This window comes from Allobosea sp. OAE752 (assembly GCF_050433265.1).
GTDB classification, from domain to species: domain Bacteria; phylum Pseudomonadota; class Alphaproteobacteria; order Rhizobiales; family Beijerinckiaceae; genus Allobosea; species Allobosea spartocytisi.
Genome location: NZ_JBNPXO010000001.1, coordinates 662,126 through 686,221 on the forward strand (window position 1 = coordinate 662,126; position 24,096 = coordinate 686,221).

The 24,096-nt window shown below is 67.3% G+C and carries 24 protein-coding genes; 14 read left to right on the plus strand and 10 right to left on the minus strand.

Annotation, left to right across the window (positions count from 1 at the left end; translation table 11 throughout):
• The first annotated feature begins 50 nt into the window (after positions 1-50).
• Positions 51-1,769, plus strand: a complete 1,719-nt coding sequence (locus GGC47_RS03085) for a GGDEF domain-containing protein (protein ID WP_429066837.1) — start codon at positions 51-53, stop codon at positions 1,767-1,769.
• Between the two features lie 13 nt (positions 1,770-1,782).
• On the opposite strand, the gene mgtE is transcribed toward GGC47_RS03085, so the two are convergent.
• On the minus strand, positions 1,783-3,150 hold the full coding sequence (gene mgtE, locus GGC47_RS03090; protein WP_112763275.1) for a magnesium transporter: 1,368 nt from the start codon (positions 3,148-3,150) through the stop codon (positions 1,783-1,785).
• A gap of 333 nt (positions 3,151-3,483) precedes the next feature.
• Here mgtE and GGC47_RS03095 point away from each other — a divergent pair, with 333 nt between their 5' ends.
• The 8 genes from GGC47_RS03095 to GGC47_RS03130 all read left to right on the plus strand — a co-directional run bounded on the left by GGC47_RS03095 (position 3,484) and on the right by GGC47_RS03130 (position 10,752).
• A complete protein-coding gene (locus GGC47_RS03095; protein WP_112763274.1) occupies positions 3,484-4,146 on the plus strand; it encodes a glutathione S-transferase family protein in 663 nt (220 codons plus the stop codon).
• Between the two features lie 231 nt (positions 4,147-4,377).
• A complete protein-coding gene (locus GGC47_RS03100; RefSeq protein WP_429066841.1) occupies positions 4,378-5,301 on the plus strand; it encodes a DMT family transporter in 924 nt (307 codons plus the stop codon).
• 126 nt (positions 5,302-5,427) lie between these two features.
• Positions 5,428-6,396 carry a LysR family transcriptional regulator gene (locus GGC47_RS03105; protein ID WP_051987702.1) on the plus strand — a complete coding sequence of 323 codons (969 nt, stop codon included), beginning with the start codon at positions 5,428-5,430 and terminating at the stop codon, positions 6,394-6,396.
• A gap of 18 nt (positions 6,397-6,414) precedes the next feature.
• Complete coding sequence (locus tag GGC47_RS03110; protein ID WP_038361020.1) at positions 6,415-6,933, plus strand: tripartite tricarboxylate transporter TctB family protein; 519 nt, start codon at positions 6,415-6,417, stop codon at positions 6,931-6,933.
• Between the two features lie 3 nt (positions 6,934-6,936).
• On the plus strand, positions 6,937-8,439 hold the full coding sequence (locus tag GGC47_RS03115) for a tripartite tricarboxylate transporter permease (RefSeq protein WP_113253330.1): 1,503 nt from the start codon (positions 6,937-6,939) through the stop codon (positions 8,437-8,439).
• Between the two features lie 64 nt (positions 8,440-8,503).
• Positions 8,504-9,478, plus strand: coding sequence for a tripartite tricarboxylate transporter substrate-binding protein (locus GGC47_RS03120; RefSeq protein ID WP_429066843.1), 975 nt, complete (start codon positions 8,504-8,506; stop codon positions 9,476-9,478).
• Positions 9,479-9,729: 251 nt separating this feature from the next.
• Positions 9,730-10,164 carry a DUF1236 domain-containing protein gene (locus tag GGC47_RS03125; RefSeq protein WP_038361013.1) on the plus strand — a complete coding sequence of 145 codons (435 nt, stop codon included), beginning with the start codon at positions 9,730-9,732 and terminating at the stop codon, positions 10,162-10,164.
• A 180-nt stretch (positions 10,165-10,344) separates the two neighbouring features.
• Complete coding sequence (locus tag GGC47_RS03130; RefSeq protein WP_038361010.1) at positions 10,345-10,752, plus strand: DUF1236 domain-containing protein; 408 nt, start codon at positions 10,345-10,347, stop codon at positions 10,750-10,752.
• Positions 10,753-10,816: 64 nt separating this feature from the next.
• Here GGC47_RS03130 and upp read toward each other — a convergent pair whose 3' ends face one another.
• From upp to GGC47_RS03160, 6 genes are all read right to left on the minus strand, one after another.
• The gene (gene upp / locus GGC47_RS03135) at positions 10,817-11,458 is read right to left on the minus strand and encodes a uracil phosphoribosyltransferase (RefSeq protein WP_038361008.1); all 642 of its coding nucleotides are present in this window, start codon (positions 11,456-11,458) and stop codon (positions 10,817-10,819) included.
• Between the two features lie 174 nt (positions 11,459-11,632).
• Positions 11,633-12,850, minus strand: coding sequence for a URC4/urg3 family protein (locus GGC47_RS03140; protein ID WP_142020166.1), 1,218 nt, complete (start codon positions 12,848-12,850; stop codon positions 11,633-11,635).
• A 51-nt stretch (positions 12,851-12,901) separates the two neighbouring features.
• Positions 12,902-14,164, minus strand: coding sequence for a GTP cyclohydrolase II (locus GGC47_RS03145; RefSeq protein ID WP_113253328.1), 1,263 nt, complete (start codon positions 14,162-14,164; stop codon positions 12,902-12,904).
• A gap of 114 nt (positions 14,165-14,278) precedes the next feature.
• Positions 14,279-14,440, minus strand: a complete 162-nt coding sequence (locus tag GGC47_RS03150; RefSeq protein WP_091855869.1) for a Thivi_2564 family membrane protein — start codon at positions 14,438-14,440, stop codon at positions 14,279-14,281.
• Positions 14,441-14,780: 340 nt separating this feature from the next.
• Positions 14,781-17,093 (minus strand): glycine--tRNA ligase subunit beta, encoded by a 2,313-nt coding sequence (gene glyS / locus GGC47_RS03155; protein ID WP_142020165.1) that lies wholly within the window; start codon positions 17,091-17,093, stop codon positions 14,781-14,783.
• Complete coding sequence (locus GGC47_RS03160) at positions 17,093-18,055, minus strand: glycine--tRNA ligase subunit alpha (RefSeq protein ID WP_429066849.1); 963 nt, start codon at positions 18,053-18,055, stop codon at positions 17,093-17,095. The genes glyS and GGC47_RS03160 overlap by 1 nt, the downstream gene beginning before the upstream one ends.
• 217 nt (positions 18,056-18,272) lie before the next feature.
• Here GGC47_RS03160 and GGC47_RS03165 point away from each other — a divergent pair, with 217 nt between their 5' ends.
• Both GGC47_RS03165 and GGC47_RS03170 read left to right on the plus strand, forming a co-directional pair.
• Complete coding sequence (locus GGC47_RS03165; protein WP_038360996.1) at positions 18,273-18,551, plus strand: hypothetical protein; 279 nt, start codon at positions 18,273-18,275, stop codon at positions 18,549-18,551.
• Positions 18,552-18,705: 154 nt separating this feature from the next.
• Complete coding sequence (locus tag GGC47_RS03170; RefSeq protein WP_038360993.1) at positions 18,706-19,005, plus strand: hypothetical protein; 300 nt, start codon at positions 18,706-18,708, stop codon at positions 19,003-19,005.
• 2 nt (positions 19,006-19,007) lie between these two features.
• Here the strand turns inward: GGC47_RS03170 and GGC47_RS03175 are convergent, their stop codons facing one another.
• Complete coding sequence (locus GGC47_RS03175; protein WP_142020164.1) at positions 19,008-19,781, minus strand: tRNA1(Val) (adenine(37)-N6)-methyltransferase; 774 nt, start codon at positions 19,779-19,781, stop codon at positions 19,008-19,010.
• Positions 19,774-19,998, minus strand: a complete 225-nt coding sequence (locus GGC47_RS03180) for a putative signal transducing protein (protein WP_038362326.1) — start codon at positions 19,996-19,998, stop codon at positions 19,774-19,776. The genes GGC47_RS03175 and GGC47_RS03180 overlap by 8 nt, the downstream gene beginning before the upstream one ends.
• A 157-nt stretch (positions 19,999-20,155) precedes the next feature.
• On the opposite strand from GGC47_RS03180, the gene GGC47_RS03185 reads away from it, so the two are divergent.
• The 3 genes from GGC47_RS03185 to tcuC all read left to right on the plus strand — a co-directional run bounded on the left by GGC47_RS03185 (position 20,156) and on the right by tcuC (position 23,193).
• Complete coding sequence (locus GGC47_RS03185; RefSeq protein ID WP_038360990.1) at positions 20,156-21,172, plus strand: polyprenyl synthetase family protein; 1,017 nt, start codon at positions 20,156-20,158, stop codon at positions 21,170-21,172.
• Between the two features lie 20 nt (positions 21,173-21,192).
• A complete protein-coding gene (locus tag GGC47_RS03190) occupies positions 21,193-21,777 on the plus strand; it encodes an NUDIX hydrolase (protein WP_429066853.1) in 585 nt (194 codons plus the stop codon).
• A 99-nt stretch (positions 21,778-21,876) separates the two neighbouring features.
• Positions 21,877-23,193, plus strand: a complete 1,317-nt coding sequence (gene tcuC / locus GGC47_RS03195) for an MFS transporter (RefSeq protein ID WP_185747778.1) — start codon at positions 21,877-21,879, stop codon at positions 23,191-23,193.
• Here the strand turns inward: tcuC and GGC47_RS03200 are convergent.
• Positions 23,171-24,064, minus strand: a complete 894-nt coding sequence (locus GGC47_RS03200) for a 4-(cytidine 5'-diphospho)-2-C-methyl-D-erythritol kinase (protein WP_142020163.1) — start codon at positions 24,062-24,064, stop codon at positions 23,171-23,173. The genes tcuC and GGC47_RS03200 overlap by 23 nt on opposite strands.
• Positions 24,065-24,096: the final 32 nt, after the last annotated feature.

Genomic DNA, 24,096 nt, shown 5'->3' on the forward strand with positions numbered 1-24,096 from the left:
GCAGCGGCAGTCTTGCCACGTCGCGAGCAGCTTTCCCCGAGTCACGACCGATGCGTTTCTCCGGCCTGCGTGGCACGGCGCTCAACCCGTATTTCCTGGGTGCCGTGGCGATCATCCTGCTCTGCTCGGCGGGGCTGGGGACCAATGTCCTGTCCGGCTATTACCGGACCTTCCACAACAGCGAACTCGGCCTCGCCCGGCTGATCGCCTTCCGCGCGGTGCTCGATGCGGCAAACCGCGTGTCGGTCGAACGCCGGCCGACCAATGCCGCGCTCGGCCGGATCACCGTCGGCGACGGCGCGCGGGCGGGCGGCTTCGCGCTCGCTCGTCAGGCGACTGACGCGGCCCTTGCCGGGCTCGCCTCCTCTCCGGCGTTCTCAGCTTCGGTCGCGGACTTGCAGGACCAGCTTCGTCGAACCCGTGCCGAGGTCGATGCGCTTCTCAACCGGCCTCAGCCGGAACGCGCCCCTGCGGCCGTCGAACGGGCGATCCAGGGCATGTTCGCCACCTACGACCTGACGCAGCCCCTCCTGGACACGGCGATGACCGCGCTGCTGAAGGACGATTCGAATCTGGTCGGCAGGGCCATGACGGCGCGCATGATCGGCGAGCTGCGCGACTATGCCGGCCGGCTCGGGTCCTACATCGTGATCGTGATCGCCCAGGGTCGCCCGATGACGCCCGAACAACGCGCCGCCTTCGAGGCGACCCGGGGGCGCGTCTGGCAGCTCTGGGAGAACATCCAGCAGCAGATCGTCACCAGCGGCACGGAGCAGGTGGTGCGGGCCAGCCAGGACACCGCCCATGCCTTCATCCGGGACGGTTTGCTGCTGATCGATTCGACGCGGGCGCAGCTCGATGCCGGCCAAGCGGACCTCACCACGGCAAGCTTCACGCGCATGATCGTGCCCAGCTTCAAGCCGATCGAAGAGCTGCGCGAAGCCTATCTCGCGATGACGATCCGCGAGCTGGAGGCGCGCCGCGACGTTGCCGAAGAAGCTCTTGTCTACGCCTCGGCCGCGACCGGGCTGGCCCTGACGGTCGAGCTGCTGCTCCTGCTCGCCGGACAGCACCTGTTCTTCCGCCCCCTGCTGCTGGCTCGCCAAGAGGTCATCCGTCTCGCCGAAGGACGGCTGGAGCCGGCCGTCGCCGGACCCGGGCTGCGCGGCGAGATGCGCGGACTGTTCGATGCCCTCGTCACCCTTCGCGCCAAGCTGATCGAGCGCGACCGGCTGGACGAGGAGCGCGCGCGGCTCGAACAGCAGCTCAGGCGACAGGCCGATACCGACGGGCTGACCGACGTCCTCAACCGCGGCGCGCTCGAAAGGCTGGTCCCGCAACTGGCGAGCGCGGCGGCTCCGGTCGCGCTGATCCTGCTCGATCTCGATCATTTCAAGGGCGTCAACGACCGCTACGGGCACGCCGCCGGCGACGCCGTGCTGCGCAGCACGGCGCAACGCCTGCGTGGCGCGCTGCGCGAGGAGGACGTGCTGGCCCGCTTCGGCGGCGAGGAATTCGCGATCATCGTCACCGGACAATCGCCCGAAACGATCGCCTCTGTCGCCGAGCGGCTGCGACAGATCGTGGCCAGCGAGCCGTTCGTCTTGCCGGACGGGGGCCTGATCGCCCTGACCGCCAGCCTCGGCACCGCGATGACGGCGGCCCGCCCGGCCATCTGGCTCGACCTCCTGCGGGCCGCGGACATGGCGCTCTATGCGGCCAAGCAGCGGGGGCGGAACCGCGTCATCGCCAGCGGCGACGACGCCTGACGAAACGGCCCGGTCAGAGCAAGGTCCCGCTCAGGATCAGCGCCGCCACGCCGAAATAGATGACGAGGCCGGTGACGTCGACCAGCGTCGCCACCAGCGGCGCCGAGGCGCTGGCCGGGTCGAAGCCGGCCCGCTTCAGCAGGAAGGGCAGCATCGAGCCCATCATCGAGCCGAAGGTGACGATGCCGATCAGCGCGCCGCCGACCGTCGCCGCGATCAGCATCCAATGCGGCCCGTAATCGTAGAAGCCGAGCCATTGCCAAAGCGCGATGCGGACGATGCCGATCGCGCCGAGGATCGAGCCCAGCACGAGGCCCGAGGGCAACTCCCGCAGGATGACCCGCCACCAGTCCTTCAGCGTGATCTCGCGCAGCGCCAGCGCCCGGATGATCAGCGAGGTCGCCTGCGAGCCGGAATTGCCGCCCGAGCTCATGATCAGCGGGATGAACAGCGTCAGCACGATCGCCTTCTCCAGCTCCGTCTGGAAGAACTGCATGGCCGAGGCGGTCAGCATCTCGCCGAGCAGCAGGATCGAGAGCCAGCCGGCTCGCTTGCGGATCATCGCGAGGAAGCCGATCTCGTTATAGGGCTCGTCGAGCGCCTCCATGCCGCCGAGCTTCTGCACGTCCTCCGTCGTCTCCGCGATCATCGCGTCGATGACGTCGTCGAAGGTGACGATGCCGATGATGCGGTCTTCGGCATCGACGACGGGGACCGAGAGCAGGTCGTATTTCGTGATCAGCCGCGCGACATCCTCGCGATCGACCTCAGGCGCCACCGTGATGGGCTTGTGCGCCGGCACGACCGACTCGACGGGCGCTGCAGGGTCGCCGCTGATCAGCCGGCGCAGCGAGACGGCGCGGACGAGCTTCTTCGTCGCCGGATCGAGCACGTAGATCGCATAGACGGTCTCGCGCGAGCGCTCGACGCGGCGGATGTAGTCGAGCGTCTGCTGCACCGTCCAGGTCGACGGCACGCTGACGAATTCCGTCGTCATGATCGAGCCGGCGCTGTGCTCGGGATAGGCCAGCAGCTTGCCGAGATCGGTGCGGGTCTGGCGGTCGAGGCGCGCGCTCAGGCGCTGCCGGGTCTCGTCGTCGAAGTCCTGGAAGACGTCGGCGGCGCGGTCGGCCGACATGGCCGTGAGGAAGGCCCCGGCACGGTCCTCCGGCAGCAATGCCAGCGCCTCGGCGGCGTCGGCCAGCTCCGGCTGGTCGAGCACCTCCACGGCGCGCTCGAACGGCAATTCCTGCAGGATATGCGCGATGGTCGCGCTGTCCTGCTCGTTGAGCGTCTCGACGATGTCGGCGACATGCTCTTCCGCCAGAGTCCTGGCGACGACGACCGACAGCAGGTCGGGGGCGAGTTCGATCTCGTTCATGGCTCTTATTCCTGGCGATCGGCCGTCGGCACCGATCGCAAGGCTGAGCCGGGGACCCGGATCAGCCGCGCGAGGCGGCAGCAGACGGCTTCGACTGTCGACTGGGACTGTCGTCGGGCATCGGGTCTGGTTGTCCTGTGAGTGCCGGCTGCGGGAGCCGGCGACGGCTGGCCACATGCACCCGCAACGCCTCGTCGTCAAACGTTTTTTTGGCGATGCAGCATCGATCTCGGGCCTTGGTCGGGAGGGGGGCGGCGACTATGGTGGCCGGGACGGAATCGGCGGCCAGCCGCCGCTGCCGCCGCACTCTTCTCCGACGCCGGACCCCATGCGATGACCCTGACGATCTATGGCTGCTACCGCTCGCGCGCGACGCGCGTCATCTGGCTCGCCAACGAGCTCGGACTGCCGTTCCGGCACGTGCCGGTCATCCAGGCCTATCGCCTCGCCGACCCGCAGGCACCCGGCGTGCCGCTGCACACACGCAGCCCCGACTTCCTGAAGGTCAATCCGAACGGGCATATCCCCAGCATCGACGATGACGGCTTCAAGCTGCACGAATCGCTGGCGATCAACCTCTACCTCGCCCGCAAGCATGGCGGGCCGCTGGCGCCGAAGGACGCGCAGGAGGAAGGGCTCGCCGTCATGTGGGCGCTCTGGGCGGCGACCGAATGCGAGACGCATGCGCTCAGCCTGCAGCAGCACCTCGCCGCTTTCCCGCCCGAGAAGCGCAAACCTGAGGTGGTCGAAGCGGCGCTCGCGACGCTGGCCGCCCCCTTCGCAGTGCTCGACCGCACGCTGGTCGAGGGCAAGGGCCATGTCATGGGCGGGCGGTTCACCGTCGCCGACATCAACGTCGCCGAGGTCATCCGCTATGCGAGGCCCGCCACGCAGCTCTTCGACGCCCATCCGAACGTGAAGGCCTGGCTCGAGGCCTGCCAGGCGCGGCCGGCTTTCCAGGCGATGTGGCAGGCGCGCGACGCCGAAGCCGCCTGAACAAAGGCCCGAACACAGGAAACGGGTGGAGCGGACGGCGGCATCCGCCTAGACCAAGCCACCTTTGACGGAAGCGCACCGTCATTCCGGGCTTGACCCGGAATCCATCGTCGAGCGCTGCGTTCTACGATGGATTCCGGATCGGCGCCGCTATGCGGCCTGTCCGGAATGACGGCGGATTTCCGGCGAGGCCAGGCGCCGTGCCCAGTTCCTCCTAACCACAGGCCTCCCATGTCCGCCCCATCCAAGCAGCCCGTCATGGATCTCGGCGACTGGCTGCTGCTGATCCTGCTCTCGCTGCTCTGGGGCGGGTCGTTCTTCTTCGGGAAGATCGCCGTCTCGGAATGGCCACCGCTGGCGGTGGTGCTCGCGCGGGTCGGGCTGGCGGCGGCCACATTGCTGCTGGTCGTCAGGCTGTCGGGACTGTCGATGCGCGTCGGCGGGCGGATGTGGCTCGCCTTCTTCGGCATGGGGCTGCTCAACAATCTGATTCCATTCGGGCTGATCTTCTGGGGCCAGACCCAGATCGCAAGTGGGCTGGCCTCGATCCTCAACGCCACGACCCCGCTCTTCGGCGTCGTCGTCGCCCATGTCTTCGGGCAGGACGAGAAGGCGAGTGGCCTGAAGATCGCCGGGGTCGCGGCCGGCATCGTCGGCGTCGCGATCCTGATGGGCCCCGATGCGGTTGGCGGCGTCTCGGGAGCGCTGCTGCCCCAGCTCGCCTGCCTTGCCGCCGCGCTCTCCTATGGTTTCGCCGGTTTGTACGGCCGGCGCTTTCGCGAGCTGCCGCCGCTGGTCACGGCAACCGGACAGGTCAGCGCCACCACCGTGATGACCATTCCGCTGGTGATCGCCTTCGACCCGCCCTGGCTGCTGCCCGCTCCCAGCACCTCCGTTGTATTCTCGCTCGTCGGGCTCGCGATCCTCTCGACGGCGCTCGCCTACGTCATCTTCTTCCGGGTCATGCGCCGCGCCGGCGGCACCAATGTCATGCTGGTGACGTTCCTCGTCCCGGTCAGCGCCATTCTGCTCGGCGCGACCTTTCTCGGCGAAGCCCTGCTGCCGCGGCATTTCCTGGGAATGGCGGCCATCGCCGCCGGGCTTGCGCTGATCGACGGCAGGCTGTTCCGGACGAGGCGCACGCGCCCGGCCTGAGACCAAAGGCTTTATTGCCAAAAAATTATGAATTGTTCTAGAGTCGACTTGTCGGCTGGAGACTATATTGGCCCGCCCTACTGACTGAGATATCGCGACAAGCGATACGGGGAACAGGGGACGACCATGGATGTACGGCAACTGCGGTGCTTCATCGCGGTGGCGGAAGAGTTGCATTTCGGTCGCGCGGCCGAGCGTCTCGGCGTGGCTCCCCCGGCCCTTTCCCGCCAGATCAGCGCGCTCGAGGACGAGCTCGGCGTCAACCTCCTGACCCGCACCACCCGGCAGGTCGCGCTCACCCGCGCCGGGCTGATCATGCTCGAAGAGGCCAAGGGCATCCTCGTCAAGATGGAGCAGGCCTCGCGCGCGGTGCGGGAAGCCTCGCTGGCGTCGGGCAAGGTGCTGCGCGTAGGCGCGATCGACGCGGCGTCGTCGAGCTTCCTGCCGGAGGCGCTGATGACCTTCCGCAAGCGTTTCCCCGGCACCGAGATCAAGTTCGTCGAGGCGATGACCGCCGCGCTGGTGCAGATGCTGGAGGCCGGCAAGCTCGACCTCGCCCTGGTGCGCCCGCCGCGCAAGCCGACCGACTGCGCCTTCGAGATCCTGCGGGTCGAGCGCCCGATCGTGGTGCTCGGCGAAGACCATCCGCTCGCGGCGCGTGACCACCTGACCATGCACGACCTCGTGGGCGAGCCCTTCGTCGTGCCCTCGAAGCGCATCCGGCCTTATGCCTACGATCTCGTGATGGCCTATTTCGAGAGCGTCGGCGCCGTTCCCAACGTCACCATCGAGGCAACCGAGAAGCCGGCGATGATGTCGGCCGTCGCAGCCGGGCTCGGCATGGCGCTCGCGCCCGACTGGGTCTCGCGGCTGACCTTTCCGGGCGTGACACTGCGGCGGCTGCGCGGCGCGATGCTCGACCCGCCGCCGCCCGGCGCGCTGGTCGGCGTCGCCTGGCGGCCGCAGCAGAAGCTGCCGTCCCGGGACGATTTTCTCGCGATCCTGCGCGAGAGCGTGACGCTGATCGAGGAGCGCCACGTCCTGCCTCACGCAACCCCGCCGAAGCCGCAAAAGCGGCCGGCCCGGATCCAATAAGCCAGCCGGAGGAGCCTCATGAGTTTGAACCAGATAGAACGGGCGCAAGGATTGCGCGTGCGCTCGACGCAGGATCTCGCCGGCGGCCTGTTCATGATCCTGCTCGCGCTGATCGCCTTCGTCTTCGCCTGGGAGCTGCCGGCCGGAACGCTGCGCCAGCTCGGCCCCGGCATGCTGCCGAAAGCCTTCGCGGTGATCTGCGGCGCCCTTGGGCTCATGCTCGTGCTGTCGTCGCTGCGCTACAATGGCGAGCAGCTGAGCGGCTGGTCCTGGAAGGGCATTTTCTACGCCCTCGGCGGGGCCTGCCTGTTCGCTCTGACGATCCGCGGCTTCGAGATCGGGCCGATCCAGATCCCGGCGCTGGGGCTGCTCGTCTCGGGACCGCTCCTCGTCTTCTTCGCAGGCCTCGCCGCGGATGACCGCAGGCTCAAGGAATTGCTGATCTTCGCCGTGGCGATGTCGGCAGCCTGCATCCTGATGTTCAAATACGCGCTGAGCCTGCCGATCCCGCTCGCGCCCTGGCTTCTGGGTGTTTGAGCGATGATGGAGACATTTTCCCACCTCTCGCTCGGCTTCGGCGTCGCACTGACGATGCAGAACATCGCGCTGTGCTTCGTGGGCTGCCTTGTCGGCACCCTGATCGGCGTGCTGCCCGGCGTCGGCCCGATCGCGACGATCTCGATCCTGCTCCCCATCACCTTCGGCCTCGATCCGACCGGCGCGTTGATCATGCTCGCCGGCATCTATTACGGCGCCCAATATGGCGGCTCGACCACCGCGATCCTGGTCAACATCCCGGGTGAGGCCACCGCCGTGGTGACCACGCTCGACGGTCACCAGATGGCCAAGCAGGGCCGCGCCGGCATCGCGCTCGGCACCGCCGCCATCGGCTCCTTTGTCGCCGGCTGCGTCGCCACGGTCGCCATCGCCGCGCTCGGCGCGCCGCTGACCAAGATGGCGCTGCTGTTCGGCCCGGCCGAATATTTCTCGCTGATGGTGATGGGCCTGTGCTTCGCGGTCGTGCTGGCGCGCGGCTCCATCCTCAAGGCCTTCTGCATGATCATGCTCGGGCTTCTGCTCTCGACGGTCGGGACAGATCTCGAGACCGGCCAGGAACGGCTGAGCTTCGGCATCCCGGCCCTGTCCGACGGCATCGACTTCTCGGTGCTGGCGATGGGCGTGTTCGGTTTCGCCGAGGTGCTGCGCAACCTCGAGAACCCCGAGGCGCGCGACGTCGTCAAGGCCAAGATCGGCCGGCTCCTGCCCGGCTGGAGCGACATCAAGCAGTCGGTGGCGCCGGTGCTGCGCGGCACCGCGATCGGCGGCGTTCTCGGCATCCTGCCCGGCAACGGCGCGGTGCTCGGCCCCTTCGCCAGCTATACGATGGAGAAGAAGCTCGCGAAGGATCCCTCGCGTTTCGGCAAGGGCGCGATCGAGGGCGTGGCGGGGCCGGAATCGGCCAACAATGCCGGCGCGCAGACCGCCTTCATCCCGCTGCTGACGCTCGGCATCCCGCCGAATGCGGTGATGGCGCTGATGGTTGGCGCGATGACGATCCACGGCATCATCCCCGGCCCGCAGGTGATGACCCGCAACCCGGAGCTGTTCTGGGGCATGATCGCCTCGATGTGGATCGGCAACCTGATGCTGCTCGTCATCAACCTGCCGCTGGTCGGCATGTGGGTGAAGCTGCTGCAGGTGCCCTACCGGCTGATGTTCCCGGCGATCCTGATCTTCTGCTGCATCGGCATCTATTCGGTGAACAACCAGCCGATGGACGTCGCCTTCACCGCGATGTTCGGCCTGTTCGGCTATCTGCTGATCAAGCTCGGCTTCGAGCCCGCGCCGATGCTGCTCGGCTTCGTGCTCGGCAAGCTGATGGAAGAGAAGCTCAGGCAGGCGCTGATCATCTCCCGCGGCTCGTTCGTGACCTTCGTGGAGCGTCCGATCTCCGCCGGGCTGCTCGTCGTCGCCGTGCTCGTGCTCGTCGTCGCGTTGCTGCCCTCGATCTCGAAGAAGCGCGACGAAGTCTTCACCGAATGACGGGGTTGCCGCCCCGGCGGCACCCCTCCACTCTCATCGTCAATAATCTCAGGGAGGAATGCCAATGAAGAAGCTCGTTCTCGGCCTTGCCGCCACCGCGGCGCTGGCCTTCGCCGGCGGCGCGCAGGCGCAGGGCTATCCGACGAAGCCCGTCACGATGATCGTGCCCTTCGCGGCCGGCGGCCCCACCGACATCATCGCGCGCATCGTCGCCGACAACATGTCGAAGACGCTCGGCCAGCAGATCGTCATCGAGAACGTCGCCGGCGCCGGCGGCACGACCGGCATCGCCCGCGCCCTCACGGCGACGCCGGACGGCTACACCATCGCGATGGGACATCTGGGCACCTTCTCGGCGGCGCCCGCCACCTATCCCGGCCTGAAATACGACCCGATCAACGGCATGCAGACGATCGGGCTTGCCGGCGGCACGCCGATCCTGATCGTGGCGCGCAAGAATTTCGAGCCGAAGGACCTCAACGGGTTCGTCAGCTATGTGAAGGCCAACGCCGACAAGGTGAACGAGGCCCATGCCGGCCTCGGCTCGGTCTCCTGGACGACCTGCACCCTGCTCAAGGGCGTTCTCGGCACGCCGAAGATCAATGCCGTCGCCTATCGCGGCACCGGCCCGGCGCTCAACGACCTCGTCTCCGGCCAGGTCGACTTCATGTGCGACCAGATCGTCTCGGTCGCCGAGCAGGTGCGCGCCAACTCGATCAAGGCCTATGCCGTCGCCTCGGCGCAGCGCTCGCCGGCGCTGCCGGACGTCCCGACCACCAAGGAAGCCGGCCTGCCCGAGTACCAGATCGAGGCCTGGAACGGCATCGCCGGGCCGAAGGGCCTGCCGAAGGAGGCCGTCGACAAGCTGGTCGACGCGCTGAACAAGGCGCTCAACGACGAGGGCACCAAGAAGCGCCTGCTCGATCTCGGCACCGTCCTGCCGACCGCCGAGGAGCGCACGCCGGCCGGCTTCGCCGCCCTGATCAAGCGCGACGCCGACAAGCTGACCCCGGCGCTTTCGGCTGCCCCCAAGCAGTAATCCCCCACTCTTTTGGGTTGCGTGACGGCGGGCCTTCGGGCCCGCCTTTTTTCGTTCGAGCGTGCGCTTTCGCCCTCCCCCGGCCGCCGCGTTACCCCGGCAAGACACTGAGATAAAACGGCTTCCCGGAGCCTGTTTCAGACCGTTAACATCTCGTGACCGGGCCCGAGCGGAACTGGCGCTCTTCCTGCAAGTTCTTGCTCCACGAAGTTCGCTTCGACGCGAAGTTCACTTCGATAAGGAGAAGAACCATGATCAAGAAGCTTGCTTTCGTAGCGGCGCTCGCCCTCGTTCCGGCGACCGCCTTCGCCCAAACCCAGCAGCCCTCCGGCGGTGCCGTCGGCGGCGCGACCAGCGGCGCGGCGGCCGGTGCCGTGGGCGGCGCGGTGGTCGGCGGCCCGGTCGGTGCCGTGGTCGGCGGTGTCGGCGGCGCCGTGGTCGGCGCCATCGTCGGCGATGCGGCGACCCCGCGCTTCCGCACCTATGTCGTCGAGCAGCGCGTGCCGTCCTACACCTATGCCGAGCCGGTCGCGGTCGGCACCGTCCTGCCGGAACAGGGCGTGGTCTATCGCCCCCTGCCGGCGGAATACGGCCCGCAGGCGTCGGGCTACGCGTACACCGTGGTGAACGACCGCGCGGTCATCGTCGAGCCGCAAACCCGCCGCGTGGTACAGATCATCCAGTAACGACCGACATCGGCCGAAGGCACTGCCAGCGAAACCCGCCAGCCTTCGGCCACGGCCCGCCCCGAAACCGGGGCGGGCTTTTTTTTTATTTTTCGCAAGACGCCGGATCCATCGGGAACAGGAAGGCGGCAGCGCAGTTTCCCCGGGGCAAGGGGGCGCAATCGACGTCGGAGGACGATTATGATCAAGCGTATCCTGATTGCGGCTGCTTTCGCGGCCGTCCCTGTCGTGGCGTTCGCGCAAACAACCGGGCCGATCATCCGCGATCCCACGGGCGGTTCGACGCGCGACCCTGCCCTGGCAGAACCCATGTTCGGCACCTTCGCCCCGGCTCCGATGCACGAGGCCGCCGGCGGGACGATGATCAGCGATGAGGCGGCCTTCCGGAACTACGTGATGGCGCAGCACGTGCGGTCCTATCACTATCGCCAGCCGGTCGAGGTCGGCACGATGCTGCCGGCGCGAGGCGTGACCTTCCACGCCGTGCCGACGGAATATGGCGCGCATGGCTATCGCTACACGGTGGTGAACGACCAGGCCGTCATCGTCGAGCCGCGCACGAGGCGCGTCGTCGAAGTGATCGAATAGCCCTTTCGGCTGCTCGGAGGGGCTCGTGCCGGCAAAACGGCGCGGGCCCATTTTTCGGCCTGGTTCAGCGCGTGCCGAACATCCGGTCGCCGGCATCGCCCAGGCCGGGCACGATATAGCCGTGATCGTTGAGCTTCTCGTCGATGGCGGCGGTCCAGATGCGGACATCCGGATGGGCGCCACGCAGATGTGCGATGCCTTCCGGCGCGGCGAGCAGGCAGACGAAGCGCAGATCCTTCGCGCCGCGCTCCTTCAGGCGTTCCATCGCCGCCACGGCGGAGTTGGCCGTCGCCAGCATCGGGTCCATCACCACGATCATGCGGTCGGCGATGTCGGACGGCGCCTTGAAGTAATACTCCACCGCCTGCAGCGTATCCGGGTCGCGATAGAGGCCGATATGAGCGACGCGGGCCGCCGGGACGAGCTCGAGCATGCCGTCGAGAAAGCCGACGCCGGCGCGCAGGATCGGGGCGAAGACCAGCTTCTTGCCGGCGATGACCGGCTGCATCGATGTCTGCAGCGGCGTCTCGATCTCGATCAGCTCGGTCGGCAGGTCGCGCGTCACCTCATAGCAGAGCAGCATGCCGATCTCGTTGAGGAGCTGGCGGAAGCTCTTGGTCGAGCGGTCCTTCTCGCGCATCAGCGTCAGCTTGTGCTGGACCAGCGGATGGTCGACGACGGTGACACCGTCCTGGCTCAAGGTCATCGATTCCCCTTCCCTGTTCTCGGTGCCCCGAGCATCTTCGTCACGCCGTCATTCCGGGCGAAGCGAAGCGCAGACCCGGAATCCATCGTAGAGCGCCGAGCCCGGTGATGGATTCTGGATCGGCGCCGCTATCGCGGCTTGTCCGGAATGACGAGGCGGATAGCATAGATCCGCTCAGAATACCGTGCCGTCGCTGATGATGGCGAGGGGCGGGCCGCCATCCACACGCTTTTCGCGCGCGATGCGCCGGCCGGCGGCCCAGCTGCCGCCTTCCAGCACCTTGGCGAGCGGCAACTCCTCGCGCGAGCGGCCGAGACGCTTGCGGACGATCGAGCCGACCTCATCCAGCAGCGCGACGGTCAGCGCACGCCATTCCACCACGAGGACCGAGGAGACCTCATGGGGCTTTGCCCGGTCGGCCTCGTCCTTGAGCGCGATCACGCCGAGATCGAGGAAGAGTCCGCCATTACGGTATTCCGGCAGGCCGGTGAGATCGTCGATGTCGACGACGGCGATGCCGGCCCACTCCAACGGCTCGATCAGCGAATAGGTCAGCCATTGCGAGAGCTTGTGGAAGGGAACGAGCCCTTCCGTGACCTCACCCGTGGCGATCAGCGGATGGCGCCAGGTGTCGCCGAGCGCCACGCCGGCGAGCGTCAGGCGCGACGGCCAGATTCCGCCGAAGGTCGCCAGCACCTCGCCCAGCATGTGGCCGGCCCGGACGGTTCCCGTATCGGCAGCCGTCGAGAAGCGGTCGAACAGCTCACCGGGGCGTGACAGGCCCTGCCGCTCCAGTTCCTCGCCGAGGCGATTAAGCAGGGCGGCGCGCCCCTCGAGCGCCATCAGCGGGTTGGCCGGCCCCGCCTGGAAACCCTGTGCCAAAGAGGCCTCGTCGAGATGTCTCAACGCCTCCGCATCGGCGCGCAGGGGATCGACCGGGTTGCTGGAGAACAGGCCCGCCGCGAACATGTCGAGCGAGGCGAGCGCCAGCCCTTCGGAGCGACCGATCTCGCGGCCCGTCGCAGCGTCGCGATAGCGCCAGTCCGGCCCGGCGCCGGCGTCGAGCAGCACGCTGACCACGGCGAGGTCATAAGCAGCGCGGCCACGCGCGGCAGGGTCCGGAAAGTGCGCGGCGGCGTCGAGCCGCTGCCAGCGGTCGTCCCCCGCCAGGACGAAATGGCGCCAGCGCGCATGGAAGGGGATGTCCAGCGTCGGGTAATTCGCGCGGATGGTGTCGAGGACATAATCGGCGCAGGCCTCCAGCCGCTCGGGATGCACGCTGAAATGCAGGAGCCGCCCGGCAAGGCCGAGCTCCAGCATCTCCTGCGCGCGGGCGCGGACGGCCGCAGGCTTCAACAGGGCGCGGAACGCCTCGGGATTGGAACTCGGCATGGAGCTGCGGCTTTCGTCGCTGAGAATTTGCGTCGCTTGGAATAGGCTCGCTCAGAACTTGTCGAGCTCGCGGCCGACCGTGGCCTTGAGCGCGTTGTCGCCCGGTGCGCCCTCGGGCGAGTAATAGCCCGCCGCCTTCTTGGCCTCGATCTCGACCGAGGCGTCGAGCGGAATCAGCTCCGGGGGAATCGCGACGCGCTCGCCGATCACGATGCCGCTCTCGACCATGGCGTCGTATTTCATGTTCGACATCGACATCAACCGGTCGATATGGGTCACGCCGAGCCAGTGCAGCACATCCGGCATCAACTGCTGGAAGCGGGCATCCTGCACGCCCGCGACGCATTCGGTGCGCTCGAAATAGGTCGCGGCGGAATCGCCGCCTTCCTGACGCTTGCGGGCGTTATAGACGAGGAACTTGGTCACCTCGCCGAGCGCCCGGCCCTCCTTGCGGTTGTAGACGATCAGGCCGACGCCGCCGCTCTGCGCCTCCTTCACGCATTCCTCGATGCCATGGGTGAGATAGGGCCGGCAGGTGCAGATGTCGGAGCCAAAGACGTCCGAGCCGTTGCATTCGTCATGGACGCGGCAGGCGATGCGGCTCTTCGGATCGGCGAGCGCGGAAACCTCGCCCATGACATAGGCCGTGATCGAGCCGATCGGCGGCAGGAAGACCTTGAGGTCCGGCCGCGTCACCAGTTCGGGATACATGCCGCCGGTCTGCTCGAAGAGCGTGCGGCGCAGTTCGTTTTCCGTCGTTCCGAAGCGCTCGGCGATGCCCGGCAGATACCAGACCGGATCGACCGCGATCTTGGTGACGGAGATGTCGCCGGTGGGGTGCAGGATGTGCCCGTCCGCCGCGAGGCGATGCGCGCCCATCGCCGCCAGGATCTCGGGCAGGTTGAGCCGCGCCTTGGTGATCGCGATCGAGGGGCGGATGTCGATGCCCTCGCCGATCAGCTTGCCGAAATCCTGCGCCACCGTATGGCCGAAGGGGTCGAGCGAGACGATCTTCTTGGGATCGGCCCATTGCGGCTGCGGCGCGATCTCCGCCGTCGGATGGGTGTTGGTCAGGTCCGGGCGCTGCGAAGGATTCATCGCTCGGGCCGAGATGGCGAGCGCGCGATAGACCGAATAGGAGCCGCCATGGGCGCCGATGACGTTGCGGTCGGCCGGGTTGGTGGTCGAGGCGATGACCGGGCCGCGCTCGGCCGCCGTCGGTGCGCCCCATCGGATCGGGAAGCGCAGGGCGGCGCTGCCGGGTTCGGGATGGGAGGTCAGCCTGATATGGCCGGTGCGGTTCGGCGCGTTCATCGCGGTCGTACCCCGAAGGTCTTGCCCTTAAACAGGAAAGGCCCCGTGACGGCATGTCCGGGGCCCTCTGGATTTCAACGAGTCTGAACCAGCGCAGGCGCGCCGTCAATCAGCTTAGAAAACAGCGAGATAGCGCAGAAGCGAGATGATGCCGATCACGATGACGATGATCTGCACGACGTTCTTGATCTGCCCGTCGAGCGGCAGCATGCGCACGAGATAGAGCACGAGACCGATGACGAGAACGGTGATCAGAAGCGAAATCAGAATGGACATATCGAAGCCCTTTATCTCGGCCGGTCGCCGGCCCCCCGAGCCCCACCGCGACGTCTTCGCGGCAAGTCAGCCCCGATGACAGAACGTCGCAGGGTGGGAATAGGTTCCGGAGGGGGGATTTTAGGGGCGAAAAGGGGCGGTGGGTTCCAAATGAACGCGGGAACCGCAAACAGAAACCCCTCTCCCGGATGGGAGAGGGGTAGGGGTGAGGGAAGGACGGAAAACCCGCTCCGCGCAACAGTAACCGCAGCAGCGGAGAGCGCAGAGTAAGGGTGATCGCCGGCAGGCCCTCACCCCTGCCCCTCTCCCATCCGGGAGAGGGGTTCCCCGCGCCCCTCCTTTATCCCGCGATGCGATCGAAATCCGCGACCGCGCGCGTCGCCTGGCGAAGCTGGTTGAGCAGCTTCAGGCGGTTGGCGCGCTGGGCCGGATCGGGATCGTTGACCGTGACCTTGTCGAAGAAGGCATCGACCGCCGGACGCAATTCGGCGAGCGCGGCCATGGCGCCCTCGTAATCCTCGGCGGCGACCGCAGCCTCGGCCTTCGGCGTCGCCTGCGCCAGCGCGACGGCGAGCGCCTTCTCCTCGATCAGGCCGGCATCGGCGATGAGCTGAAGATCGGCGGCGCCGGTGAAAGCGCCCTCCCCGTCCTTCTTCTCCTCGGCCTTGAGGATGTTGGCGGCGCGCTTGTAGCCCGCGAGCAGGTTCTTGCCGTCCTCGGTGTCGAGGAAGCGGCCGAGTGCGGCGACACGCAGGGTGATGAGGAGGAGGTCGTCGTTGGCCGAAGCGCCCTCGCCTAGCACAGCATCGACGAGATCATGCCGCGCGCCCTGATCGCGAAGCATGACCTTCAGGCGGTCGTGGAAGAAGGAGAGGAGGTCGGCAGCGATTTTGTCTGGATCGCCATAGCTTGAGAAAGCTCTGGCTCTCCGGTTTTCCAGAGGACTCAAACGATCTTCTTCGCGCAACGCATCATATGTACCACGAGCTTTATCGATTGCCGCTTGTGCCGAAACCGTATCACGGTACTGCATTCCATCGGCGATAATGATCTGTTGGATGGCGCAGGGCTCGATTAAGCCCAACCGCACCCCATTCTCAACCACTAGCCGGATCACACCCAGCGCCGCACGGCGCAGCGCATAGGGGTCCTTGCTGCCGGTCGGCTTCTCGTCGATGGCCCAGAAGCCGACGAGCGTGTCAAGCTTGTCGGCCAGCGCCACAGCCACCGAAACCGGATCGCTCGGCACCCGATCGGAGGGCCCGAGCGGCTTGTAATGCTCCTCGACCGCCGCAGCGACGGAGGCGTCCTCGCCCTGCAGCTCGGCATATTTCCGGCCCATCAGGCCCTGCAATTCCGGGAACTCGCCGACCATCTCGGTCGGGAGGTCGGCCTTGGCGAGCTTGGCGGCGCGCTCGGCCTTTTCGGGATCGGCGCCGACGATCGGGGCCAGTTCCCTGGCCAGCGCGGCAATGCGCTGGACGCGCTCGCCTTGCGTGCCGAGCTTGGCGTGGAAGACGACGCCGAGCTTGTCGAGCTTGGCCATGCGCTGGTCGAGCGGTTTTGCGAGATCGAGGCCGAGCTTCTTCGCACTCTCCGCGAAGGTATCGAGATCGGGCAGCGAACCGCGGTCGGTCTGCCAGAAATAGGCGGCGTCGGAGAGGCGTGCTCGCACGACGCGGCCATTGCCGGCGGTGATCGCCACCCCGCCATCGCTGGCGGCGAGGTTCGAGACCAGGATGAAGCGGTTGGCGAGGTTGCCCGTCGCGGGATCGCGCAGCACGAAGCATTTCTGGTTCGCGCGGATGGTAGCGCGGATCGCCTCGCCGGGGATGTCGAGGAAGCGCTCCTCGAAGGAACCCATCAGCACCACCGGCCATTCGACGAGGCCCGCGACCTCCTCCAGCAGCCCCTCATCCTCGATCAGCTCCAGCCCCTGCGCGAAGGCGAGGTTCTTGGCATCGGTGAGGATGATCTCCTTGCGGCGGTCGGCATCGAGCACGACCTTGGCTTTCTCAAGCGAAGAGACGTAGTCGTCCAGGCGCCGCACCGTGATCGGACCGGGCGCGAGGAAGCGATGGCCATGGGTGACGTTGCCCGAGACGATGCCGTCGACCTCGAAGGGCACGATCTCGGTGTCCTCGGTCTCGGCGCCGAAGGTGCAGAGGATCGAATGCAGCGGACGTACCCAGCGCAGGCTGGCGCCGGCGGCCGAGGCCTTGCCCCAGCGCATCGATTTCGGCCAGGGGAAGGCGCGGATCACGGCCGGGACGATCTCGGCGATGGCCGCAAGCGTTTCCTGGCCGGGCTTCTCGATGATGGCGACGTAGGAATCGCCCTTCTTCGGATCGCTGACGATGGTGGCCTGATCGAGCGAGGCCAGCCCGGCAGCCTTGAGGAAACCCTGCACGGCGGCGTCGGGAGCGCCGACGCGCGGGCCTTTCCGCTCCTCGCGCACGTCGCGGCCGCGCACCGGCAGGCCGGCGACATGCAGCGTGAGACGCCTCGGCGTGACGAAGGCCTTCGCGCCCTCATAGAGCAGGCCGCGCTCGACGAGCGCATCGGTGACGAGCTTCTTCAGGTCGTCAGCCGCCTTGCGCTGCATGCGCGCCGGAATTTCTTCCGAGAAGAGTTCGAGCAGAAGATCGGGCATCAGTTCGCTCCCCCGCCGGCGGTCTTCAGCCAGGCCGCGCCGCAGGCCTTGGCGAGCTCGCGCACGCGCAGGATGTAGCTCTGCCGCTCGGTGACCGAGATCACACCGCGCGCATCGAGCAGGTTGAAGATGTGGCTGGCCTTGATGCACTGGTCATAGGCCGGCAGAGCAAGTTCATGGCGGGGCTGGTTGGCGCCGGACGCCGGCTCACCGGCGGCGAGCAGGGCCTTGCATTCGGCCTCCGCATCCGAGAAGTGCCGGAACAGCATCTCGGTATTGGCATGCTCGAAATTGTGCCGGGAGTATTCCTGCTCGGCTTGCAGGAAGACGTCGCCATAGGAGATGCGATCCTCGCCATCGAGGCCGTTGAAGTTGAGATCGTAGACGTTTTCGACGCCCTGGACATACATCGCCAGCCGTTCGAGCCCGTAGGTCAATTCACCCGCGACCGGGGCGCATTCAACGCCCGCGACCTGCTGGAAATAGGTGAACTGGCTGACTTCCATGCCGTCGCACCAGCATTCCCAACCGAGGCCCCAGGCACCCAAGGTCGGGCTCTCCCAATCGTCCTCGACGAAGCGCACGTCGTGCAGGCCGAGATCGACGCCGATGGCGCGCAGCGAGTCGAGATAGAGCTGCTGCAGATCCGGCGGCGACGGCTTCAGGATGACCTGGAACTGGTAGTAATGCTGCAAGCGGTTGGGGTTCTCGCCGTAACGGCCGTCCTTGGGGCGGCGCGAGGGCTGAACGTAGGCTGCCCGCCACGGCTTCGGTCCCAGCGCGCGCAGGGTCGTCGCCGGATGGAAGGTGCCAGCGCCGACCTCCATGTCGTAGGGCTGCAGCACCACGCAACCTCGCTCGGCCCAGAAGCGCTGCAGCGTCAGCAGCAGCCCCTGGAAGGAGCGGGTCGGGTCCAGCGCCGGGGACGGCGCGGCGGGCGAATGCTGGGCGAGGGCGGACAAGGGCGAAAAGCCTTCCGAAAACGCGGATGAGTGCGGCGTGATTAGGGGTTCGCGCCCGGCGCGGTCAAGCCAAAGCGACCAAACGGGACCGGAACCGGCGCCGGACAGCTTTCGTTCATATGCGGAGGATTATGACTTGGGCCATCCGCACGGTCCGCGGCGTTCGGGGTGAGCGTTTGAGCCGGGCCGGCGGGCTATAGACAGCAGGAGTTCCACAATGCTGACCCATCGTATCGTTGCCGCCACCTTCGGCGCTCTCACCCTCGCCGCTTCCGCTTTCGCCGCTGTTCCGGCCTCGGCCGCGCCGGTTGCCTCCCCCGTCGCCGCCGCGCCGCTCCAGGCCGCACCGGCAGGCGATCTGCTGCAGCAGGCGCAGTATTATGGTCCGCGCCGCTATTACGGCCGCCCCTATTATCGCCCGCGCTGCTTCTGGGCGAACCGGCGCGTCTGGAACGGCTGGCGCTGGGTCATCCGGCCGGTGCGCGTCTGCCGCTGAGACCGACGCAATGCGGCCATAATGGGCCGCTGAATGAAGGCAGGATGAACGGCGCGGTTTCGCGCCGTTCAGGTTTCAAGGGTTAAGTTTCAGTCCAAGATCGGTGCCAGCTTTCGCAAGTTCACCCGGCCGACACCGTCTCACGGAGGATTTCATGTTCAGAACCATGCTTCTTTCCGCGATGGCGGCAGGCACGCTGGGCCTGGCCGCTCTGAGCGCCGCCCCGGCCTCCGCCGCGCCCGTCGCCGCCGCGCCGCTGGTCGATGCGACCGGCGGGATGGTCCAGCAGGCGCAGTACTATTACGGACCGCGCCGCTATTACGGCCCGCGCCGCTACTATGGACCGCGCTATTACGGGCCGCGCCGGTATTATGGCCCGCGCTACTATGCGCCGCCGCTCTTCGCGCCGCCGGTCTACGGGCCGCGCTATTTCTACGGCCCACGTTACTGGTAGCGTCAGCCCAGCTTAGCCCGCCCGCGATGGACGGCGTCGCTCAGCGCGGTTAGCCGCCCATCCGGACCATTGATGACGAAAGCCGGCAGCAACTCTGCCGGCTTTCTGCTGTTCAGGACGGCTGTGACGACGATGCGAATCGCCGGGCGCTCGGCGAAGGCATGGACCGGCCGGATGGCGAGAGCGCCGAAGCCGATTTCGAGGCCGGCGAGCAATTCCGGCAAGGCCTCGGCGCGATGGATGATCGCGATCAGCCCGCCCGGCTTCAGCAGACGCCGGGCGGCGCGCAGCCAGATTGCCAGATCGCCCTCGGCGACATGGGCGGCCTTGCGATTCGGCACCGGCGACGCCCGCGTAGCGCCGGGTGGATAGAAGGGCGGGTTCATCGCGACAGCATCGTATGACCCTGACGCGAGGCCGAGCCCGGTGAGTTTCCCCGCCGGAGCACCGACATCGGCCGCGACGACAGAGATCCTGCCCTCCATGCCGTTCAGCGCCGCGTTGCCGGCCGCCAGCCCCGCCAGTTCCGGATCGCGCTCCAGCAGCGTGACGCCAAGCTGCGGCTGCGCCAGCGCCGCAGCGAGCCCCACCGTCCCGACGCCTGCTCCAATGTCGAGGAGCCGGCCCGCTCCCAGCTCCGGCAGGGCAGCCGCGAGCAGCACCGCGTCGCTGCCGGCGCGATGCCCCTTGCGCGGCTGGCGCAGGATCAGCCGGCCGTCGAGCAGACGATCCTCGACGATCTCGCCGAGGCCGGCGGGCGCCTTCGCCTCACTCATCGCGCAGCTCGGCGCCATAGCCGGCATCGATCAACAATGCGCGAGCGCGCCTGCGATCCTGGTCGCGCACCAGCAGTCGGCGCGGGAAGGCGCCGATCATGCCTTCCAGCGCGCTGATGTGCTGGTCAGCGATCAGGCAATCGAGATTGGCCGCGCTCAGGAGCGCTTCGAGGGCGCCGAGCAGGATCAGATCATTGGTGCGGACGAGTTCATGCATGCCGCCATGGAGCCGAAGCGCCGGGTCCGGTGCAAGCATCCTGTGGTCCCACTGCGGCGACGCGGTGCAATTGCGGGGGCTGGCGTCCCATGCAACGGTTGTGGCATGGCTCCGGGCGCGCCGCCCGGCGCGAGTGGTTTGGCTGGAGTTCAGTCCATTGGGTGTCGTCGTATCCTTCGAGGAACGGGAATCGGGCCAGCGCGGCATCGAGCCGCTGGTGGCGTTGACGCGTGAGGACATGGAGCGCGTCAATGCGATGATCCTGTCGCGCACCGGCTCGGACGTGACGATGATCCCGGAGGTCGCCAACCATCTGATCTCCTCCGGCGGCAAGCGCCTGCGGCCGATGCTGACGCTGGCGATGGCCGATCTCTGCGGCTACCAGGGCGAAGGCCAGGTCAAGCTCGCGGCCTCCGTCGAGTTCATGCACACGGCCACGCTGCTGCATGACGACGTCGTCGACGAGAGCGACATGCGCCGCGGCAAGCTCGCCGCCCGCATGCTCTGGGGCAACGAGGCAAGCGTGCTCGTCGGCGACTTCCTGCTCGGCCAGGCCTTCAAGATGATGGTCGAGGTCGGCTCGTTGCGCGCGCTCGACATTCTCTCGACGGCGGCCGCCGTGATCGCCGAGGGCGAGGTGCTGCAGCTTTCCGTCGCCAAGAACACCGAGACGACGGAGGACGAATATCTCTCCGTGATTCGCGGCAAGACCGCCGAGCTCTTCGCCGCCGCCTGCGAGGTCGGGCCGGTGATCGCGGGCTCCTCCAAGGCGAACGAGGCGGCCTGCCGCAGCTACGGGCTCAATCTCGGCATCGCCTTCCAGCTCATCGACGACGCGCTGGACTATGGCGGGGTCGCCGCCAAGCTCGGCAAGAACACCGGCGACGATTTCCGCGAGGGCAAGATCACGCTGCCGGTGGTGCTCTCCTTCCGCCGCGGCAGCAGCGAGGAGCGCGCCTTCTGGAAGCGCACCCTGCAGGACGGTGCGATCGAGGACGGCGATCTCGAGCAGGCTCAGACGCTGATGCGCAAGCACAAGGCGCTGGAGGACACGATCGAGCGCGCGCGCCACTATGCCAAGATGGCGAAGGATGCGCTCGGCCTCTTCCCGGCCTCGCCGATGAAGCAGGCGCTCAATGACGCCGTCGATTTCTGCATCGCACGGGCGCATTGAAGCCGCGGGTCGAGCCATCGATGGCAGATCCGGCGTCCGACGCGAAACCGGAAATCGCGACCCTATCGTCGAGAGTCGTCTACGCAAACCGTTGGATGACGGTTCGCGAGGATGCCATCCAGCGGCAGGATGGGTCGCACGGCATCTATGGCGTCGTCGAGAAAGTTGATTTTGTCGCCATCATCCCGGTCGAACCGGATGGCAGCATTCACCTGGTCGAGCAGTATCGCTACCCCGTCGGCGCGCGCTTTTGGGAGCTACCGCAAGGCTCCTGGGAGCTGAATCCGCAGGCAGATCCCGTGAGTGTCGCTCGCGGCGAACTGCGCGAGGAAACCGGCCTCCACGCCGAAGACATGGTCAAGCTCGGCTATCTGTTCGAATGCTATGGCTATTCCAATCAGGGCTGTCATCTCTTTCTCGCCCGCCGGCTCCGCTACGAAGGCAGCGATCTCGAAGAGCAAGGCCTCGTTTGCCGCCGCTTCACGGCCAGCGAAGTCGTCGCGATGATCGAGAGCGGTCGGATCAGGGATGCGACGACCGTCGCCGCGATCGGCCTCATGATGATGAAAGGTTTGTTCCCGCAAGGCAGCGGCGGTACCGACTGAACCGAAGCCAAAAGGGGCGCCTGTTTCTCTAATCCGGGGCTTCCCTCTGGCCATGCGCAGGCATAGCGTGATGGCTGTGGGAAACGCTTAGGCCGGAGAATGGCCATGTCGGCATCGTCGCAGCGCCAGTCGCAGATCTGGTCCGTCGTCCGCGTCTCGAGCGGCAACTTCCTCGAAATGTACGACTTCTTCGTCTTCGGCTATTACGCCGCGGCGATCGGCAAGGCGTTCTTCCCGTCCGGCAGCGAGTTCGCACAGCTCATGGCGGCGTTCATGACCTTCGGCGCGGGCTTCCTGATGCGTCCGCTCGGCGCCATCGTGCTCGGCAGCTATATCGACCATCACGGCCGCCGCGCCGGGCTGCTCCTCACCCTGATGCTGATGGCCTTCGGCACGCTCACCATCGCGCTCGCGCCGACCTACGCCTCCATCGGCATCCTGGCGCCGATCATCGTCGTGATCGGGCGGCTGGTGCAGGGCTTCTCGGCCGGCGTCGAGCTCGGCGGCGTCTCGGTCTATCTCTCGGAGATCGCGACGCCCGGCAACAAGGGCTTCTATGTGAGCTGGCAGTCGGGCAGCCAGCAGGTCGCGGTGATCTTCGTGGCGCTGCTCGGCGTCTGGCTCGCCACCATCCTGCCGCCCGAGACCATGACCGAATGGGGCTGGCGCATCCCGTTCCTGGTCGGCTGCCTGATCGTGCCGTTGATCTTCCTGCTGCGCCGCTCGATGCAGGAGACCGAGGAATTCGCCGAGCGCAAGCGCAGCGCGAGCCATCCGACGCCCGGCCAGATCATCCGGATGCTGGCGACGCATTGGCAGACCGTGCTGGTCGGCATGCTGCTGGTGACGATGACGACGGTGTCCTTCTACTTCATCACCGCCTACACCCCGACCTTCGGCAAGGAGGTGCTGAAGCTCTCCAGCATCGACAGCCTGCTGGTGACGCTTTGCGTCGGCGTCTCCAACCTGTTCTGGCTGCCGGTGATGGGGGCGCTATCCGACCGGGTCGGCCGCAAGCCGCTTCTCATCGCCTTCACCGCCCTGCTCTTCGTCAGCGCCTATCCGGCCCTGTCCTGGCTGGTTTCGCAGCCCTCCTTCGCGCGGCTGCTGATGGTCGAGCTGTGGCTCTCCTTCATCTATGCCAGCTATAACGGCGCGATGGTGGTGGCGCTGACCGAGATCATTCCGGTCGAATTGCGCACGACCGGCTTCTCGGTCGCCTACAGCCTCGCGACCGCGTTGTTCGGCGGCTTCACCCCGGCGGTCAGCACCTATCTGATCGAGGCGACCGGCAACCGGGCCGTGGCGGGCCTCTGGCTGATGTTCGCGGCGGCCTGCGGTTTCGTCGCCACGCTCATCGCCTATCGCCGGCGCAGCGTGCCGACATCCGTGGTCAGCGCAGCAGCGTCGCCCTGACCCACCATTCGGGGCGCTGCTTCGCCAGCGCCTTCGCGGCTGCCGCACTGGCAACGCAATCGTCGAACAGGGCGAAGCAGGTCGCGCCGGAGCCGGACATGCGGGCAAGCCGGCTTCCGGGCAGCGCCGCCAGCCGCTCCAGAACCTCGCCGATTTCGGGGGCGATGCGTTGCGCCGGGACGGCAAGGTCGTTGCCGGAGCGTGCCAGCACGGCGCGCCACTCAGCCGCAGAGGCCGGCAGCGCGGGCAAGCTCCCGCCAGCGGCCAAAAGTCGATCGCCGGCCGCCAGCCCCAGCGCGCGAAAAACCCCGACGGTCTCGACCGGCGCACCCGGATTGACCAGCACGGCAAACAAGGAAGGCAGCCGCAGCGCCGGCCCCAGCCTGTCTCCGATGCCGGCCATCAGCCGCGCCCGCGATTCCAGGCAGACGGGAACGTCGGCCCCCACGCCCGCCGCAACCTCACGCAGTGTCGGGTCCGACAGGGCAATGTCGTTCAGCCGTGCGAGCAGGCGCAGCGCCGCGGCCGCATCGGCCGAGCCGCCACCGATGCCCGAAGCCACCGGCAACCGCTTGGTGAGATGAAATGCGCCCGCATGCGTGCCCGGAAAGGCCTGACCGAAAGCGCGTGCCGCCCGCAGGACGAGGTTGCGATCATCGGCTTCCAGCCCGGCGGCGCGCGGACCGGCGATCGTCAGCGAGAGCAACGGGCCGGGGTCGAGCGCAAGCTCGTCGCCGATGCCGGCGAAAGCGACGAGGCTTTCAAGCTCGTGATAGCCGTCCGGACGCCGGCCGAGCACGCGCAGGTCGAGATTGACCTTGGCGCGGGCACGCGTCCGCAAGCGCAGCGCATCACCGGCAGAGGCGGCCATGGCAAGGCCCCTGCTCTCCGCTCCCGGCTCCA

Coding starts and splice junctions, on each gene's coding strand:
- GGC47_RS03150 (WP_091855869.1), bottom strand. CDS start 14,440: ATGTCCATTCTGATTTCGCTTCTGATCACCGTTCTCGTCATCGGTCTC.
- GGC47_RS03165 (WP_038360996.1), top strand. CDS start 18,273: ATGCTGACCCATCGTATCGTTGCCGCCACCTTCGGCGCTCTCACCCTC.
- glyS (WP_142020165.1), bottom strand. CDS start 17,093: ATGCCCGATCTTCTGCTCGAACTCTTCTCGGAAGAAATTCCGGCGCGC.
- upp (WP_038361008.1), bottom strand. CDS start 11,458: ATGACCTTGAGCCAGGACGGTGTCACCGTCGTCGACCATCCGCTGGTC.
- GGC47_RS03140 (WP_142020166.1), bottom strand. CDS start 12,850: ATGCCGAGTTCCAATCCCGAGGCGTTCCGCGCCCTGTTGAAGCCTGCG.
- GGC47_RS03190 (WP_429066853.1), top strand. CDS start 21,193: ATGGCAGATCCGGCGTCCGACGCGAAACCGGAAATCGCGACCCTATCG.
- GGC47_RS03115 (WP_113253330.1), top strand. CDS start 6,937: ATGATGGAGACATTTTCCCACCTCTCGCTCGGCTTCGGCGTCGCACTG.
- GGC47_RS03085 (WP_429066837.1), top strand. CDS start 51: ATGCGTTTCTCCGGCCTGCGTGGCACGGCGCTCAACCCGTATTTCCTG.
- GGC47_RS03105 (WP_051987702.1), top strand. CDS start 5,428: ATGGATGTACGGCAACTGCGGTGCTTCATCGCGGTGGCGGAAGAGTTG.
- GGC47_RS03130 (WP_038361010.1), top strand. CDS start 10,345: ATGATCAAGCGTATCCTGATTGCGGCTGCTTTCGCGGCCGTCCCTGTC.
- GGC47_RS03095 (WP_112763274.1), top strand. CDS start 3,484: ATGACCCTGACGATCTATGGCTGCTACCGCTCGCGCGCGACGCGCGTC.
- GGC47_RS03125 (WP_038361013.1), top strand. CDS start 9,730: ATGATCAAGAAGCTTGCTTTCGTAGCGGCGCTCGCCCTCGTTCCGGCG.
- GGC47_RS03180 (WP_038362326.1), bottom strand. CDS start 19,998: ATGCATGAACTCGTCCGCACCAATGATCTGATCCTGCTCGGCGCCCTC.
- mgtE (WP_112763275.1), bottom strand. CDS start 3,150: ATGAACGAGATCGAACTCGCCCCCGACCTGCTGTCGGTCGTCGTCGCC.
- tcuC (WP_185747778.1), top strand. CDS start 21,877: ATGGCCATGTCGGCATCGTCGCAGCGCCAGTCGCAGATCTGGTCCGTC.
- GGC47_RS03120 (WP_429066843.1), top strand. CDS start 8,504: ATGAAGAAGCTCGTTCTCGGCCTTGCCGCCACCGCGGCGCTGGCCTTC.
- GGC47_RS03175 (WP_142020164.1), bottom strand. CDS start 19,781: ATGAGTGAGGCGAAGGCGCCCGCCGGCCTCGGCGAGATCGTCGAGGAT.
- GGC47_RS03145 (WP_113253328.1), bottom strand. CDS start 14,164: ATGAACGCGCCGAACCGCACCGGCCATATCAGGCTGACCTCCCATCCC.
- GGC47_RS03110 (WP_038361020.1), top strand. CDS start 6,415: ATGAGTTTGAACCAGATAGAACGGGCGCAAGGATTGCGCGTGCGCTCG.
- GGC47_RS03200 (WP_142020163.1), bottom strand. CDS start 24,064: ATGGCCGCCTCTGCCGGTGATGCGCTGCGCTTGCGGACGCGTGCCCGC.
- GGC47_RS03100 (WP_429066841.1), top strand. CDS start 4,378: ATGTCCGCCCCATCCAAGCAGCCCGTCATGGATCTCGGCGACTGGCTG.
- GGC47_RS03170 (WP_038360993.1), top strand. CDS start 18,706: ATGTTCAGAACCATGCTTCTTTCCGCGATGGCGGCAGGCACGCTGGGC.